Below are 15,256 nucleotides of genomic sequence, written 5' to 3' on the forward strand. Positions count from 1 at the left end.
AAGCCGATGCCCTCCACGTTCGTCGATGCCGAGATCGCCTCTCAACCTGACGCCTGGCGGCAGGCGGCCACCCTCCTCCCGTCCGTCGCCGAGGCGCTGCCGCGCGCCGGCGAGCGGGTCGCGGTCGTCGGCTGCGGCACGAGCTGGTTCATCGCCATGAGCTACGCGGTGCTCCGTGAGCAGGCCGGGCACGGGGTGACCGACGCCTTCGCCGGGTCGGAGTACCCGCTCGGCCGCCGGTACGACCGGGTGCTGCTGATCTCCCGGTCGGGCACGACCACCGAGATCATCGACCTGCTGGGCGAGCTGGCCGGCGTCCCGACCACGCTGATCACGGCCGTGCCGACGTCCCCGGCAGCGCAGGTGGCCACCTCGACCGTCGCGCTCCCGTTCGCCGACGAGCGGTCGGTGGTGCAGACCCGGTTCGCCACGACCGCGCTGACCCTGCTGCGCGTCCACCTGGGTGCCGACGTCGAGGTGCTGGCCGCACAGGGCGAGCGGGCGCTGGCGGTGCCGATCGAGGAGCTGCTGGCCGCCGACCAGTGCACCTTCCTCGGGCGCGGCTGGTCGGTCGGCCTGGCTGCCGAGGCCGCCCTCAAGACCCGGGAGGCGGCGCAGTTCTGGTCGGAGTCCTACCCGGCCATGGACTACCGGCACGGCCCCATCTCCATCGCCCAGCCCGGCCGGCTGGTGTGGGCGCTGGGAGAGGCCCCGGACGGGCTGGCCGAGGAGGTCGCCGCCACCGGTGCGACGTTCGTCCAGCACCCGCTCGATGCCCAGGCCGGGCTGGTCGTCGCCCAGCGCTTCGCCGTCGCGGTCGCGAAGAGCCGCGGCCTCGACCCCGACCAGCCGCGCTCGCTGACGCGCTCCGTCATCCTGACGTGACGGGTGCGCCGCTGGTCGTCGGCGTCGACGTCGGCGGCACCAGCGTCAAGGGCCTGCTCCTGGACGCGGGCGGCCGGGCGGCCCGGGAGCTGCGGGTCCGTACCCCGGCGCCGGACCCCACCGGGACGCAGGTCGTCGAGGCCGTCGCCGACGTGGTGGCCCAGCTGACCGCCCGCGCCGACCCGGACGTCCCGGTCGGCGTCGTCGTCCCCGGGATCGTCGACGAGCACCGCGGGACGGCGGTGCAGTCGGTGAACATCGGCTGGCGCGACCTGCCGCTGCGCGAGCTGCTGCAGACCCGGCTCGACCGCCGGGTCGCGCTGGGCCACGACGTGCGGGCCGGTGCCGTGGCCGAAGCGCGGACCGGCGCTGCCCGCGGCGCCGAGGGCGTGGTGGCCTTCGTGGCCGTGGGCACGGGCATCGCGGCGGCCGTGCTGGTCGACGGGGTCCCCGTCGTCGCCGGGGGCTGGGCGGGCGAGGTCGGGCAGCGGGTCCTGGTGCACGGCCCCTTCGCCGGGCTGCGCGTGGAACAGGTCGGCTCGGCGCGGGCCACCGCCGTCCGGGCCGGTGAGCCGCACGCGCGCGCCGTCGCCGACCGGGTGCGGGCCGGCGACGCCGCCGCCCGCGCGGTCTGGCAGGAGACCGTCGACGTGCTGGCCGACGTGCTGGTCGACCTGGTGGTCACGGTGGCCCCCTCGGCGATCGTGCTGGGCGGTGGCCTCGCGCTGGCCGGCGACGTCCTGCTGGACCCGCTCCGCGCCGCCCTCGGCCCGCGGGTGGCCGGGCTGCGCGCGCCGCACCTGGTGGTCGCCGCGCACGGCGACACCGCCGCGGCCCGCGGGGCGGCGCTGCTCGCCCAGGACCTGGCGGTCGGGTCGTGACCGGCAGCGTGCTGCTGGCCGTCCGGCGGCTGGTGGACGGCGCCGGCACGGACGGCCCGGCCTGGCTGCGCGTCCGGGACGGGCTGGTGGTCGAGCGGGGGACGGGGGAGCCGCCGGCGCCCGCCGACCGGGACCTCGGCACCGTCGTGCCCGGCCACCTCGACATGCACGTGCACGGCGCCCTGGGCACCGACTTCGGCACGCTGGGCGCCGACCCCGGCCCGGCCGTCGAGCACCACGCCCGGGCGGGCAGCACCACCCTGGTCGCGTCGGTGGCCACCGCGGCCCTGGACACCACCGCCGCCCGGCTGCGGGAACTGGTCCCCGTCGTGCGCAGCGGCGCCCTCGCCGGCGTCCACCTCGAGGGGCCCTGGCTGTCCGCGGCCCGGTGCGGCGCGCACGACCCGCTGCTGCTGCGCGCTCCGCACCCTCGGGACGTGGCGGCCCTGCTCGCCGCGGGCGACGGGACGGTGCGGATGGTGACGCTCGCCCCCGAGCTGCCCGGTGCGCCGGCCGCCGTCGCCGAGCTCGTCGCCGCCGGCGTGACGGTCGCGCTGGGCCACACCGACGCCGACGCCGACACCGTGCGCCGGGCCCTGGACGCCGGCGCCACCGTGTTCACCCACCTGTTCAACGGCATGCCGCCGCTGCACCACCGCCGTCCCGGGCCGGTCGGGGTGGCGCTGAGCGACGACCGGGCCACGGTCGAGCTGATCGCCGACGGCCACCACGTCGCCGACGAGGCGCTGGCGCTGGCGCGCCGCGCGGCTCCCGGCCGGGTCGCGCTGGTCTCCGACGCCATGGCGGCCACCGGCCTCGGCGACGGCCGGTACCGGCTCGCCGGGTCCGACGTGCTGGTCGAGAGCGGTGTCGCCAACCTCGCGGACGGCTCCTCGCTGGCCGGCAGCACCGCCACCGTGGCGGACGTCGTGCGGCGGCTGCGCGCCCGCGGGGTCGGGCTGCCCGAGCTCGTCTCCGCCAGCACGCGCGCCCCGGCCGCCGCCCTGGGCCTCGCCGGCGACCCGCTGCAGATCGGCCGGCCGGCCGACCTCGTCGAGCTGCGGGACGAGGGTCCGCACCGGGTGATGCGGAGGGGTCGATGGCTCGCATCGTCGTCCTGACGCCCAACCCGGCCGTCGACGTCACCTACCGCGTCGACCGCCAGGTGATCGGCGAGACGGTCCGGGTGCGCTCGGTGCAGCGCCGGGCCGGCGGCAAGGGCCTCAACGTGGTCCGGGTGCTGCGCGTGCTCGGGCACGCCGCGGCGGCCGTGCAGCCGCTCGGCGGCGAGGCCGGCCGCTGGGTGCAGGACCAGCTGCTGGCCGAGGGCACGGAGAGCGTCGCCGTCCCCGTCGGGGGCGAGACCCGCAGCACCCTCGCGGTCGTCGACAGCGCCGCGCACCCGACCCTCTACGCGGAGCCGGGGCCGCAGGTGACCGACGAGGCGTGGACCCGGATCGGCGCGGCGGTCACCGGGCGGTGCGAGCCCGGCGGTGTGCTCGTGGTCTCCGGCTCGTTCCCGCCCGGGACCGCCGGCCGGCACGTGCAGGCCCTCGTCACGGCCGGGCACCGGGCCGGGGCCCGGGTCCTGGTGGACACCAGCGGCGCGGCGCTGCTCGCGGCCGCGGACGCCGGCGCCGACGTGGTGAAGCCCAACGCGGCCGAGGCGTCCGAGGCGACCGGCGTCGCCGACCTCGACGGCGCGCTGGCGTCGCTGCGCCGCCGTGGTGCGGCGGCGGTGGTGGTGTCCCGGGGCGCCGAGGGGCTGCTGGCGGTGGGCGCCGACGGCGTACCGGTGACCCAGCCCGCCGTCCCCGGGGTGCACGGCAACCCGACCGGGGCCGGTGACGCCGCGACCGCCGGCCTGGTGGCCGCCCTGGTCGCCGGGGCGCAGCTGGCGGAGGCGCTGCGCTGGGCCGCCGTGCTGGGCGCCGCCGCCGTCTGCCGGCCGACCGCCGGGGACGTCCGGCTCGCCGACCTCGACCCGCTCGCCGACCGCCTGCCGGGTGCCCCCGGTGCGCGCATCCCGTTCCCCGCCGTCCCCGAACAGAGGCGCTCATGACCACCACCGACCTGACCACCGACCTGCCCTGCGAGGCCCGCACCGCCGGCCGCGGCCTGGGCGCGTTCAACGTCGTCCTGCTCGAGCACGCCGAGGCGATCGTCGCCGGTGCCCAGGCGGCACAGCTGCCCGTCGTGCTGCAGATCAGCCAGAACTGCGCCGCCTACCACGGGTCCTTCGAACCGATCGCCCTGGCGACGCTGGCGCTCGCCCGGCGGGCGGCCGTGCCGGCGGTGGTGCACCTGGACCACGCCGACGACGTGGAGCTCGTGCACGCGGCCGTGGCGCTGGGGGTGCAGAGCGTCATGTTCGACGGCTCGCACCTGCCCTACGAGGAGAACCTCGCGGCGACCCGGGCGGTGGTCGAGCACTGCCACGCCCGGGGCGTCGTGGTGGAGGCCGAGCTGGGCGAGGTGGGCGGCAAGGACGGCGTGCACGCCCCCGGGGCGCGGACCGACCCGGCCGAGGCGGTGGCCTTCGTCGCCGCGACGGGGGTCGACTCCCTGGCGGTGGCGGTCGGCACCTCGCACGCCATGACCGAGCGGGTCGCGGCCGTGGACACGACGCTCATCGCCGACCTGGCCCGTGCGCTGGACGTGCCGCTGGTGCTGCACGGCTCCTCCGGCCTGTCCGACGACCAGCTCGGTGCGGCGGTGCGCGCCGGGATGACCAAGGTCAACATCTCCACGCACCTCAACGCGCTCTTCACCGGCGCCGTGCGGGACGCGCTCGGCGCGGCACCGCAGCTCGTCGACCCGCGCAAGTACGTGGCGCCCGGGCGGGAGGCCGTCACCGCCGAGATCGAGCGGCTGCTCCGCCTGCTCGCGTCGGCGTGAGCGACCCCGCGGCGCTGCTGGACCTGGACCCGGGAGCCTGGCCGGCCACCGCCCCGGCGCCGCAGGTGCTGGCGGAGCTGGCCGCCGGGCTGGCCGCGGACGAGCCGCCGGCGCCCTCCGTCGCCGCACCGGATGCCGTGCCCGCTCTGGTGGCGCTGCTGCCCGCGGCCCTGGACCGGCACCGGCGCCTGGACGTGCCGGCCGACGTCACCCGGGACACGCTGGCCGACGTCGGGCGCAAGCTCCGGGCCTACGGCGCGACGACCGACGTCGGCTGGCTGCTCGGTCTGCTGCGGGCCGACGTGCTCGCACTGGGGCGCCTGCAGTTCCAGCGGCTGGCCGGCGCTGCGGGGCGCGCGGTGCACGTCCCGGAGCAGGGGCCGCTCGACCCGGTGCGGGTCGACACCGCCCTGCGCCGGGCCGCCACGGAGCTGGGCCCGGGGCCGGTCACCTGCACCTCCTGGCTGCTGGACCCGGCGCTCCCGGACGGGCTCCCCGCCGACAGCAACATCGTGCGCTTCGCCGCCCGGTTCGCCGTGCTCCCCGGCGAGGAGGCCGCCGGCGGCGAGGGCGGCCCGACCGCCGGGGACCACGCCGTGGCCCGGTTCGTCTTCCGGCAGCCGCTGGACCGGGTGCTCGACCCCTCCGCCGTGCTGCCCACGACCCGGCTGGAGCACCTCGTGGCGGCCCACCTCCGGGCGGGCCGCCACTGGACCGAACCGTGTGGCGTGCTGCGGCAGCACCCTCCGGACGGCCCGGCCCGGTGCGACCGTCACGTCGACGGCTGAGCCGGTGAACCGGTCGCGCGGGAGCCGGCCGCACCGGCCTCGTCGCGCCCAACGGCGCGGGCAAGAGCACGCTGCTCCGGCTGATCGCCGGTGAGCTCCGCCCGACCGCCGGCAGCATCGCCGTCGAGGGGCTGCTCGGCCACCTCCCGCAGACGCTGCCGCTCTCCGGTGAGCTCACCGTCGCCGAGGCGCTCGGGGTCGCCCCGGTGCTGCACGCCCTGACGGCCATCGAGTCCGGTGACGCCGCCGACGAGCACTTCGCCACCGTCGGCACCGACTGGGACGTCGAGGAGCGCACCCGCGCCCAGCTCGACCGGCTCGGCCTCGGCGCCGTGACGCTGGACCGGCGGCTCGGCACGCTCAGCGGCGGGCAGGTGGTCACCCTCGGCCTGGCCGCGCAGCTGCTGACGCCCCGACGTCCTGCTGCTCGACGAACCGACCAACAACCTGGACGGCGACGCGCGCCGCACCCTGCACGTCGCGCTCGACGGCTTCAGCGGCTGCCTGCTGGTGGTCAGCCACGACCGCGCCCTGCTCGACCGGATGGACCGCATCGCCGAGCTGGAGCGCGGGGAGCTGCACACCTACGGCGGCGGGTTCACCGACTACACGGCCGCCGTCCGGGCCGAGCAGGAGGCGGTGGAGCGCGACGTCCACACCGCCGAGCAGCAGGTGAAGCGGGAGAAGCGGGAGCGGCAGCTGGCCCGGGAGCGGGCGCAGAAGAAGTCGGGCAACGCCGCCCGCACCGTCGCCGACGCCGGCCTGCCGAGGATCGTCATCGGGAAGATGAAGCGCACCGCCCAGGAGTCGGCGGGCAAGGCCGACGACGTGCACGCCGCCCGGCTGGACGGCGCCCGCGCCCGGCTGGCGGAGGCCGTGCACGCCCTGCGCGACGACCGGGCGATCGCCGTCGAGCTGCCCGGCACCGCGGTGCCGGCCGGGCGCACCCTCTTCGCCGGCCAGGGGCTGCAGGTCCGGGAGCTGTTCGCCGGGGGCGGCCTCGACCTCGTCGTCCGCGGCCCGGAGCGGATCGCGTTGACCGGCCCGAACGGCGTCGGCAAGTCCGCACTGCTGCAGCTGATCACCGGTCTGCAGCCCGACGCGGGGGAGGTGCGGCGGGCCGAGGGCCGGATCGCGTACCTCTCCCAGCGGCTGGACCTGCTCGACCCCGACCGCACCGTGGCCGAGGCCCTCGCCGACGCCGCACCCGGCCTGCCGACCGCGGAGCGGCTGACCCTGCTGGCCCGGTACCTGTTCCGCGGCGCCCGGGCGCACCTGCCGGTGCGGGCGCTGTCCGGGGGCGAGCGGCTGCGGGCGACCCTGGCCTGCGTGCTGCACGCCGAGCCGGCGCCGCAGCTGCTGCTGCTGGACGAGCCGACCAACAACCTCGACCTGGTCAGCGTCGGCCAGCTGGTCGGGGCGCTCGCCGCCTACCGGGGCGCCTTCGTGGTGGTCAGCCACGACGACCGTTTCCTGGCCGAGCTCGGCATCACCCGCCGGCTCCACCTGTCAGCCGGCCACCTGCAGGAGGTCGCCGCGCCCCGATGACCGGCCGCCGTTGGTCACCCAGGGACGCCTCGTGGCTGACGAGGCAGCATCCCGTGACCAACGGAGGGCCCAGCGGGTGCGCGGGGTCAGCCGGCGATGCGGGTGCACTCCGGGCAGCGGTCGGTGCCGGGGAAGGCGAGCCAGTCCTGGTCGGCGACGGCGGAGACCAGCACGCCGCAGACGGACTGGTCCAGGCCGTCGACGACCGGCCGGGCGACGGCGTGGGTGAGCTGGCTGCTGCTGCGCGGGTCGTGCGCCACCGAGGCGACATGGGTCCCGAAGCGGGAGGTGCCGGTCAGGGAGAGGCTCGCGGTCATGGGCAGCACCCTGCCGCACACACATGACGATCCGACGACGACCGGACGTTGATCGTGCGATGGCTCGTCACATCGGGCGGCCGGGCACCGGAGGAGGCAGCCGCCCGGTCGGCGTCCCCGGAGGCCGGTCGCCGGCCGCCCCTGCCCGGCGGTCCGGTGCGTTACGTTCCCGGCGCGGGAGCCTTCCGCTCCGTCGTGCCGGCGACCGGGCGGCTGCCGGCCACCCCGGGGCGGTCACGCCGCCGACGGCGAGGGAGCGCCTCGCCCGGCCGACGGGACCGCCGCCGGGCCCCTGAGGTCCTGACGGACGGAGAGCACCCCGATGACGAGGTCCGGATCGACGATCGACCGCCTGGGCGTGCCCGGCGCGCTGATGCCCCTGCTGCACACCTCCGCCGGGCAGCCCTACCAGCGCTTCCAGCCGCCGAAGGTGGCGGCCGCCGCCGAGCTGCTGGAGCTCACCGTCCGCGGCGACGTCCAGGTCGTGGACGGGGCCGTGGTGGCCGCCCGGGCCACCACCGACGGGCCGGCCTGGCGCGACGAGGTCAGCGCCGACCTGGCCCGCCGCTGCTCGGGAGGCGGCGCGGTGCGCCTGGCGACGTGGCTGCGTCTGCGGCGCGGTGCACTGGCCGTGCAGCAGGCCGCCGCCGTCACCGCCGGCGCGCTGCGGCCGGGGCGGGGCCGCCTCCTCGGCCTGATCCCGTACCGCACCCGGGTGCCCGACGCGGCCGTGCGGGCCGCGGTGATCGCCGAGCTGACCGAGCGATCCGGCAGCCCGTCCGCGCGGGTCGCGGCACTGGCCGGGCTGGTACACGGCGCGAAGATCGAGGCGGTCCTCGACCTGGACGCCCACCGGCGTGCGGCGCTCGCCGACGCAGCGGCCGACGCCCCGGCCGGAGGCCCCGGCGACCAGGTGGCGGCGTCCGTGCAGGCGGCGAACGCCGCCCTCGCGACCGTCCTGTACCTGCAGCTCGCCGGGGACTGAGCGTGGACGACGTCGACGGCTCGCGCCCCGGGACGGCAGGTTGTTGCCATCTCGTTGACCTGCACGCCCGGGGCCGGGAACGCTCCCGGCATGCTCTCGGGCCGGGTTGCTCCCCGTGACCGGTCGGCCGCCGTGGCCGCCGCCGAGCGGCTCGCCGCCGTCAGCACGCTCATCGCCGGGTTGGAGCACGTGGCCGCCGAGCGCGACCACGGTCCGGGCGGCCTGCTGGACTGGTCCGTGGTGCGGGAGTCGACCGGTCTGCGCTCCCCGCTCGCTCGCCGGATCGCCGACGCCGCGGCCGGCCCGCAGGTGGCCCGCTGCCTGGCGCTCACGCAGGTCGCGGCGTCCCTGGCGTTGCTGGCACCGACCGGGCCGCGTGCCCGGCTGGTGGCCGACGCGACCGTCACCAGCACCATGGCGTTGCTGCGTGCCCGGCTGAAGCCAGGGGCGGACGGCGCCGACCAGACCGCGTTCTGCGTCCACGCGCTCAACACCGTCGCCCGGGCGGGGGAGGGCGATCCCGCCGTCGTGGACGCCGTGCTGTGGGCGAGCGCCCTGCAGTCCGTCGGGTCCTACGCGGTGTCGGGGTGGCTCAAGGTCGGCAGCCCCAGCTGGCGCTCGGGACGGGCCCTGCCGGAGCTGCTGCGCACCCGCAGCTACGGCGAGCCCCGCGCCTACGACCTGGTGCGCAGGCACCCGACCGCCGCCCGGGTGCTGACCCACGGCGTCGTCGCCCTCGAGTCGGCGATGCCCCTGGTGTTCGCCCGGCGCGGTCGCTGGGCGCCGGCCCTGCTGGGCGGTGCGGCGGCACTGCACGCCGGCAACGCCGTGGCGATCGGGCTCAACCGCTTCCCCTGGGCCTTCGGGGCCACCTATCCGGCGGTCCTCTACGCGGCGACCCCGCACGCCGGCCGGTCCGACGCTCTGCCCCGGGTCGTGGCCGCGGCCACGGTGGCGGCCGGTGGGATCCTGCAGTTCGCGCACCTGCGACGGCGGGCCGCGGTACGCCGCGGCATGGCCGGTGGCCGGGTGGTCCGGCTCGCGTCGGGACGGCGCGTCGTCCACCGGCTCGACGGCCCGGCGCACGGGCCGGTCGTCGTGCTGGAGGGCGGTCCGATGCTCACCGACGCCCAGTGGACGACCGTCCGCAACGCGCTCGGCCCGGGCATCGCCACGCTGTCCCACCAGCGCTGCGGGCACGGCGGCAGCGACGAGGTGCCCGCGACGGGGCCGGCGGTGGCGGCCGACCTGGTCGAGCTGCTCGACGCCGTCGTGCCCGGTCGCGACGTGCTGCTGGTGGGGCACCACCTCTCCGCCGGTCCGGTGCTCGACGCGGCCGCGGAACTCGGCGGCCGGGTCCAGGCGATCGTGCTGCTCGACCCCGTCTGGCCGGGCTCCTCGGCCCAGGCCCACCAGTCGATCGCCGCGGTCGTGCGGTGGCTGCGGCTGGGGCTGGGGCGGCTGCTGGAACGCCCGGACTGGGCCCAGGACCTGCCCCGTGCCGCCCGGGCGGCAGCGCTCGCCGAGTACCGCGACCCGCGGCTGTGGACCGCCGCCGACCGGGAACGCAGTGCCCTCCGGGGCAGCTCCCCACCGACCCGGGTCGAGCAGCCGCTGCTGCTGGTCGCCTCCGGGCAGGACCCGTTCACCCATCCCGTGCTGCGGGGGACGGCCCGGGCGCTGCGGCGGGCGGCCCCGGGCCTGCGGGTCGCCGTCGTCCCCGAGGTCGAGGGCGCCGACCGGCTGGTCACCGCGCCCGGTGCCGGCGCACGGGTGGCCGCGCTGATCGAGTCACTGGTCACCGGCTCGGCTGCCCGGCAGGAGGACCGACGTGCGGCCGGCTGACCGCGCGCGGCGGGTGGCCGTCGTCGGCGGGTTGTCGGCGTGGCTGACCGCCACGCTCGCCACGCAGCACCCGTCGCGGGTCTTCCACGGGCCACGCCGCCGTGACCCGCTCGGACTGTGGTTGCCGACCTGGCGGTTCTTCGCACCTCAGCCCGGGCAGCACGACTACCTGCTGGCCTGGTGCGCCGTCGATGGCGAGGAGCAGGGGCCGTGGCAGCACACCGCCCCGGTGCTCGACCGGCGGCCGCTGCAGGCCGTCTGGTTCCCGGCCCGGCGCCGGGAGAAGGCGCTGCTGGAGGCCTGTGCCCGCCTGCTGTCCGGCCGGGGGATGCGCGGCTCGGACGTCCGGACCTCGCCGTCCTACCGCCTGCTGCGGGGGTGCGCGGCGCGGGCGGCGCGACAGCGCCCGGAGGTGGAGGCGTTCCGCTTCGGCGTGCAGCGCAGCGCGGGCCGTGACCCGGCGGAGGAGCCGGTCTGGGTGTTCGTCTCGCCGGTCTGCGACCTCCGGCAACCGGGTCGATCAGCTTGACCTGACGTTGGGTTTTCCCAATACTCAACTCTGTTCACACAACGGAGGTGAGTCATGCTCGAGGTGCGTGGAGTGCGCAAGGCGTTCGGGGACGTCACCGCGCTGGACGACCTGTCGTTCGAGGTGCGACCCGGGGAGATCTACGGCTTCGTGGGCGCCAACGGTGCCGGGAAGACCACGGCGATGCGGGTGGTGCTCGGCGTCACCGAGCCGGATGCCGGCAGCGTCACCTGGCGGGGGCGCTCGATCGGCCGCCGCGCCCGGCGGCGGATCGGCTACATGCCTGAAGAGCGCGGCCTGTACCCGGCGATGAGGGTCCGGGCGCAGCTGGCCTACCTCGCCGAGCTGCACGGCCGCGATCGGGCCGCGGCCCGGCGCGCGGCGGACTCCTGGCTGGCGAGGCTGGGGGTGACGGGCAAGGACGACGCCCGGGTGCAGACCCTGAGCCTGGGCAACCAGCAGCGGGTCCAGCTGGCCGCCGCCCTGGTGCACGACCCGGAGCTCCTGGTGCTCGACGAGCCGTTCTCCGGGCTCGACCCGGTCGCCGTCGACGTGATGAGCGAGGTGCTCACCGAACAGGCCGCGGCGGGCGTCCCGGTCATCTTCTCCAGCCACCAGCTGGAGCTGGTCGAGCGGACCTGCGACCGGGTCGGGATCATCGCCGGTGGCCGCATGCGCGCCAGCGGGACGATCGCCGAGTTGCAGTCGACCGGTCTCCGGCAGTTCTGGCTCGACGCCCCCGGGTTCGTCCCCGACCAGCACGGCGTGACCCCGATCCGGACGGTCGGCACCGCGCGCCTGCTCGCCGTCGACGACACCGTCGACGAGCGGGCGCTGCTCTCTGCCGCGCTGGCCGTCGGCCCGGTACGTGAGTTCCGGCCGCACCGGCCCTCGCTGACCGACCTCTACCGGGAGACGGTCGCCGCCGACCTCCAGGAGTCGGCGGCCGGGCGATGAGCGTCGACCTCCGGTCCCCGGCACCGGTGCCGACGGCCCCGGCGGAGGACCTCGACCGCGACCACGTCCTGCGCGAGATCTGGCTGGTGGTCCGGCGGGAGCTGGTCAGCACGATGGCCACCCGCGGGTTCGTCCTGGGGACCGTCGTCATGGTCGCCGCACTCGCGGCCTTCGTGTTCGTCCAGGCGCCCACCGGCTCGTCCGGCCCGACGGTCGTGATCGCCGGCGAGTCGGGCTCGTCGGCCGCCGCAGAGGAGGACGTGCAGCAGGCGTTCTCCGCCGCCGGGCTCCCGGCCCAGGTCCGGGTCGAGGACGACGCCGCAGCCGCCGCCACCGCCGTGCGCAGCGGGGAGGCCGACGCCGCCGTCGTGGCGACCGTGGACGGCGATCTCCAGGTCGTCGTACTGCACACCCTGGACGACGCGGTCGAGGAGCCGCTGCGGGACGTCGTCCGGCAGCGGGCCCTCGAGACGGTGCTCACCCAGAACGGGCTGGACCCCGGGGCGGTGGACGAGGAGGTGAGCGTGCAGGCGCTGGAGGTGGTCCAGCTGGAGCCGCTCGGTGCGATGGCCAGCCTGCGCCTGTCGATGGGGCTGATCGCCTGCATCCTCATCTACGTCTCGCTGATCCTCTACGGGGTGGGTCTGGCGCAGAGCGTCGTGGAGGAGAAGAGCAGCCGGGTCGTGGAGATCCTGCTGTCCACGATCCGCCCGTGGCAGCTGCTGATCGGCAAGGTCGTCGGAGCCGGGATCTGCGGCCTGGTGCAGCTCGGTCTGCTGGCCGGCTGCGGGCTCGTCGGGGCGGCCGTGTCGGGCTCGTTGCGGCTGCCGACGTCGGTGCTGACCACCGTGGGCTGGGCCTTCGTCTGGTACCTGCTCGGCTTCCTGCTCTTCGCCACCCTCATCGCCGCGGCCGCGTCCACGGTGTCGCGGCAGGAGGAGGTCGCGGCGGTGTTCCAGCCGATGGTCCTGTTCATGGGGGCGCCGTTCCTGACCGGCATCCTGCTGGCCGGCAACGACCCGGAGGGGACCTTGTTCGAGGTGCTGTCCATGGTGCCGGTGTTCAGCCCGATCATGATGCCGATCCGTGCCGGTCTGGGCACCGTCCCGCTCTGGCAGAGCCTGCTGGCCCTGGTGCTCACCGGACTGACCATCGCCGTCGTCGCACTGGGGGCGGGCCGGGTCTATGCCAATTCCGTGCTGCGCAGCGGTGGCCGGATCGCCTTCGTGGAAGCCCTCGGCATACGTCGATGACAGCAAGTTGCCAACTGTCCCTCGAATTCTTGTGACCACCTCCGGGTCGAGTTAGACAAGGGGTGCACAAACCGTTCCGGAAATCCCGGAGCGGGTCTGCACTCATCAGGAGGAATGGCATGGACGCTCAGGAACTGATGGCCGGCTACGACACCTACACCACCGCCGACGAGCTGGCGATGGACGACGACAACGGGGCGCTCGCGATCACCCCGACGATGACGTCGTCCGTCCCCTGCTCGGCGATCTCCGCCGTCTCGATCGACAACACCTTCGACCACTGGTGCTGATCGAGCGACGCGGCTGACGACTGCCGGACAGGAGGGCGCGCAGATGACCGACCCGGTGGACGACCGGCCGGTGCGTCTGCGCGTCCTCCGTTCGGTCGCCTCCGGCCGGCGGCGGTTCGTGCTCGGCGCGGCGCTGCTGGCCACTCTCGCGACCGGCTGCACCGTGGCCCTCCCGCTCGCGGTGCGGTCGCTGGTGAACGGGCTGTCCGAGCCGGGCAGCCTGGTCGCCTCGGCCGGCCTGCTGGCGGTGCTGGCCCTGGTGGGGGCCTTTGCGTCCGGGGCGTCGGCGGCCCTGCTCGGGCACGCGACGGAGTCCATGGTGCGGGAACTGCGCATGCGGATGATCCGGCACACCCTCCGGCTCCCGGTCCCCCTGGTGCGCAGGTGGGGGGCGGGGGACCTGGTGACCCGCACGGTCGCCGACGTCGCGAACCTCCGGTCGGTGGTGGAGCTCGGTGTCGTCCAGTTCCCCACGGCGGTGATGCAGGTCCTCGTCACGGTCGGGGTCATGGCCTACCTGGACCCCGTCCTGCTGGGGATCACCGTCGGCTGCTTCGCGGTCGCCGGTGGCGCGGTGTCGCTCATGCTCAGGAGCATCCGCCGGCACGCCGGTCACCAGCAGGGCATCATCGGCGGCCTGGCCACCGACTACACGGCCGCTCTCGATGCCCTCGTCACGCTCAAGGCCAGTCGCGCAGAGGTGCAGACCGCGGCGGGTCTGGACCATTCCGCTGAACGCGGCATGATCGCTGCACAGTCAATGGCGAAACTGCAGTCGCTGATAAGTCCGGTCATGCAGTTCGGTCAGCAGGCGGCGATGATCGGCGTCGTCCTCGGCAGTGGCGTCCGGCTCAGCACGGGCGCACTCGGGATCGCCGACTTCGCGGCATTCCTCCTGTACCTGCTCCAGTTGGTGGGGCCGCTGACCATCCTCGGGATGGGCGCCGGGAGGTTGCAGATGGGGCTCACTGCGCGCCGCCGGGTCGATGAGCTGATGGCACTGCCCGCGGAGTCCGGCGGCACCGCCCGGCCACAGGCCCGGGCCCGCCCCGCCCTCGAGTTCCGCCGCGCGGGTGTGGTGCACCCCGACGGGAGCCCCGCGCTGCGCGAGGTGACCTTCACCGCCCCGCGGGTCGGGCTGACCGCTGTCGTCGGCCCGTCCGGTGCCGGCAAGACGACGCTGCTGCACGCGGCCGACCGGCTGACCGGCCCGCACACGGGCGCGATCCTGCTGCACGGCGTCGACCTCGCCGAGTGGGACCTGGCGGCGCTCCGGCAGACCGTGTCGCTGGTCGACCAGGACTGCACGCTGGTGCGCGGCACGGTCCGCGCGAACCTGGTCCTCGGGCACCCGGAGCCGCCGCCGGACGAGGAGCTCGAGCTCGCCCTCGAGCGGGTCGGGCTCGCCCGGGAGATCGCTGCGCTGCCGGCCGGCCTGGACACCGCGCTGGGCTCGAGTGCGGCGCTGTCCGGTGGGCAGCGGCAGCGGCTGACCATCGCCAGGGCCCTGCTCCGGCGTTCGGACGTCGTGCTGCTCGACGAGCCCACCTCGGCCCTGGACGGCGGCAACGAGCGGATGCTCCGGGTCGCCTTGCGCACCCTGGCTGCCTCCGCGTGCGTGGTGGTGGTCGCCCATCGCCTGTCCACCGTGCACGACGCCGACCGGATCGTGCTGCTGGACGGCGGCACGGTCGTCGATGTCGGCACCCACGACGAGCTGGTCCACCGGTGCCCTGCCTACCGCGAGCTGGTGCTCGGCCAGCTCATGCCGGCCTGGGACGAGGAGCCGACACCCCTTGACAGTTCGTTGTGAAAACACAAGACTGTGCTGTGTCAACCCAACAACTGCGGAGGTACTCCGATGAGCTCCAAGGTCACGTTCGCGACCTTCAGTGCCGGCTTCCTCGCCCTGTTCGTCGTCCTCTTCCTGCTCGAGGTGCACTGGGCCGTCCTGGTCGCCGTCGCCGTCGTGGCGATCCCGGTGAACGCGCTGCTCTACCGCAGGTCGCAGGGGGTCGGCGGCACCGCCAGCCGCTGACCGCGGGCATCGGGCCGGCCCGCCCGTCCACCGGGCCGTGAG

General features: G+C 76.0%; 16 protein-coding genes and 1 pseudogene. 16 read left to right on the forward strand and 1 reads right to left on the reverse strand.

The window, feature by feature from the left end; all coding sequences use genetic code 11:
- Window positions 1-6 precede the first annotated feature (6 nt).
- The 8 genes and pseudogenes from Q1A09_RS09845 (at window position 7) to Q1A09_RS09880 (ending at window position 7,000) form a co-directional block, all read left to right on the forward strand.
- Window positions 7-885: an SIS domain-containing protein gene (locus Q1A09_RS09845; RefSeq protein ID WP_299954121.1), complete on the forward strand. Its 879-nt coding sequence runs from the start codon at window positions 7-9 to the stop codon at window positions 883-885.
- Window positions 882-1,766, forward strand: coding sequence for an ROK family protein (locus tag Q1A09_RS09850; protein ID WP_299954123.1), 885 nt, complete (start codon window positions 882-884; stop codon window positions 1,764-1,766). The genes Q1A09_RS09845 and Q1A09_RS09850 overlap by 4 nt, the downstream gene beginning before the upstream one ends.
- Window positions 1,763-2,887, forward strand: a complete 1,125-nt coding sequence (locus Q1A09_RS09855; RefSeq protein WP_299954125.1) for an N-acetylglucosamine-6-phosphate deacetylase — start codon at window positions 1,763-1,765, stop codon at window positions 2,885-2,887. Before Q1A09_RS09850 ends, Q1A09_RS09855 begins: the two co-directional genes overlap by 4 nt.
- Entirely contained in the window at window positions 2,866-3,828 is a 963-nt protein-coding gene (locus tag Q1A09_RS09860; RefSeq protein WP_299954127.1) for a 1-phosphofructokinase family hexose kinase, read from the forward strand. Before Q1A09_RS09855 ends, Q1A09_RS09860 begins: the two co-directional genes overlap by 22 nt.
- Entirely contained in the window at window positions 3,825-4,664 is an 840-nt protein-coding gene (locus tag Q1A09_RS09865) for a class II fructose-bisphosphate aldolase (RefSeq protein ID WP_299954129.1), read from the forward strand. The genes Q1A09_RS09860 and Q1A09_RS09865 overlap by 4 nt, the downstream gene beginning before the upstream one ends.
- Window positions 4,661-5,452: an acyltransferase domain-containing protein gene (locus Q1A09_RS09870; protein ID WP_299954131.1), complete on the forward strand. Its 792-nt coding sequence runs from the start codon at window positions 4,661-4,663 to the stop codon at window positions 5,450-5,452. Before Q1A09_RS09865 ends, Q1A09_RS09870 begins: the two co-directional genes overlap by 4 nt.
- 83 nt (window positions 5,453-5,535) lie before the next feature.
- Window positions 5,536-5,802 (forward strand): annotated as a pseudogene (locus Q1A09_RS09875) (ABC transporter ATP-binding protein); the annotation flags it as partial.
- Between the two features lie 160 nt (window positions 5,803-5,962).
- Entirely contained in the window at window positions 5,963-7,000 is a 1,038-nt protein-coding gene (locus Q1A09_RS09880; RefSeq protein ID WP_299954133.1) for an ATP-binding cassette domain-containing protein, read from the forward strand.
- Between the two features lie 86 nt (window positions 7,001-7,086).
- Here Q1A09_RS09880 and Q1A09_RS09885 read toward each other — a convergent pair whose 3' ends face one another.
- On the reverse strand, window positions 7,087-7,317 hold the full coding sequence (locus Q1A09_RS09885) for a hypothetical protein (protein WP_299954136.1): 231 nt from the start codon (window positions 7,315-7,317) through the stop codon (window positions 7,087-7,089).
- Window positions 7,318-7,639: 322 nt separating this feature from the next.
- Between Q1A09_RS09885 and Q1A09_RS09890 the strand changes: the two genes are divergently transcribed.
- The 8 genes from Q1A09_RS09890 (at window position 7,640) to Q1A09_RS09925 (ending at window position 15,214) form a co-directional block, all read left to right on the forward strand.
- A complete protein-coding gene (locus Q1A09_RS09890) occupies window positions 7,640-8,302 on the forward strand; it encodes a GPP34 family phosphoprotein (protein ID WP_299954138.1) in 663 nt (220 codons plus the stop codon).
- Window positions 8,303-8,392: 90 nt separating this feature from the next.
- Window positions 8,393-10,147: a hypothetical protein gene (locus tag Q1A09_RS09895; protein ID WP_299954141.1), complete on the forward strand. Its 1,755-nt coding sequence runs from the start codon at window positions 8,393-8,395 to the stop codon at window positions 10,145-10,147.
- Entirely contained in the window at window positions 10,134-10,676 is a 543-nt protein-coding gene (locus tag Q1A09_RS09900; RefSeq protein WP_299954143.1) for a hypothetical protein, read from the forward strand. Before Q1A09_RS09895 ends, Q1A09_RS09900 begins: the two co-directional genes overlap by 14 nt.
- Window positions 10,677-10,730: 54 nt before the next feature.
- Window positions 10,731-11,633: an ABC transporter ATP-binding protein gene (locus Q1A09_RS09905; RefSeq protein ID WP_299954146.1), complete on the forward strand. Its 903-nt coding sequence runs from the start codon at window positions 10,731-10,733 to the stop codon at window positions 11,631-11,633.
- The gene (locus Q1A09_RS09910; protein ID WP_299954147.1) at window positions 11,630-12,886 is read left to right on the forward strand and encodes an ABC transporter permease; all 1,257 of its coding nucleotides are present in this window, start codon (window positions 11,630-11,632) and stop codon (window positions 12,884-12,886) included. Before Q1A09_RS09905 ends, Q1A09_RS09910 begins: the two co-directional genes overlap by 4 nt.
- Before the next feature lie 119 nt (window positions 12,887-13,005).
- Complete coding sequence (locus Q1A09_RS09915) at window positions 13,006-13,176, forward strand: LxmA leader domain family RiPP (RefSeq protein WP_299954149.1); 171 nt, start codon at window positions 13,006-13,008, stop codon at window positions 13,174-13,176.
- 43 nt (window positions 13,177-13,219) lie between these two features.
- Complete coding sequence (locus Q1A09_RS09920) at window positions 13,220-14,989, forward strand: ABC transporter ATP-binding protein (RefSeq protein WP_299954151.1); 1,770 nt, start codon at window positions 13,220-13,222, stop codon at window positions 14,987-14,989.
- A gap of 48 nt (window positions 14,990-15,037) precedes the next feature.
- The gene (locus Q1A09_RS09925; RefSeq protein WP_299954153.1) at window positions 15,038-15,214 is read left to right on the forward strand and encodes a hypothetical protein; all 177 of its coding nucleotides are present in this window, start codon (window positions 15,038-15,040) and stop codon (window positions 15,212-15,214) included.
- The last annotated feature ends 42 nt before the right edge of the window (window positions 15,215-15,256 follow it).

Source organism: uncultured Modestobacter sp. (assembly GCF_947486615.1).
In the GTDB taxonomy this organism is placed as follows: Bacteria; Actinomycetota; Actinomycetes; order Mycobacteriales; family Geodermatophilaceae; genus Modestobacter.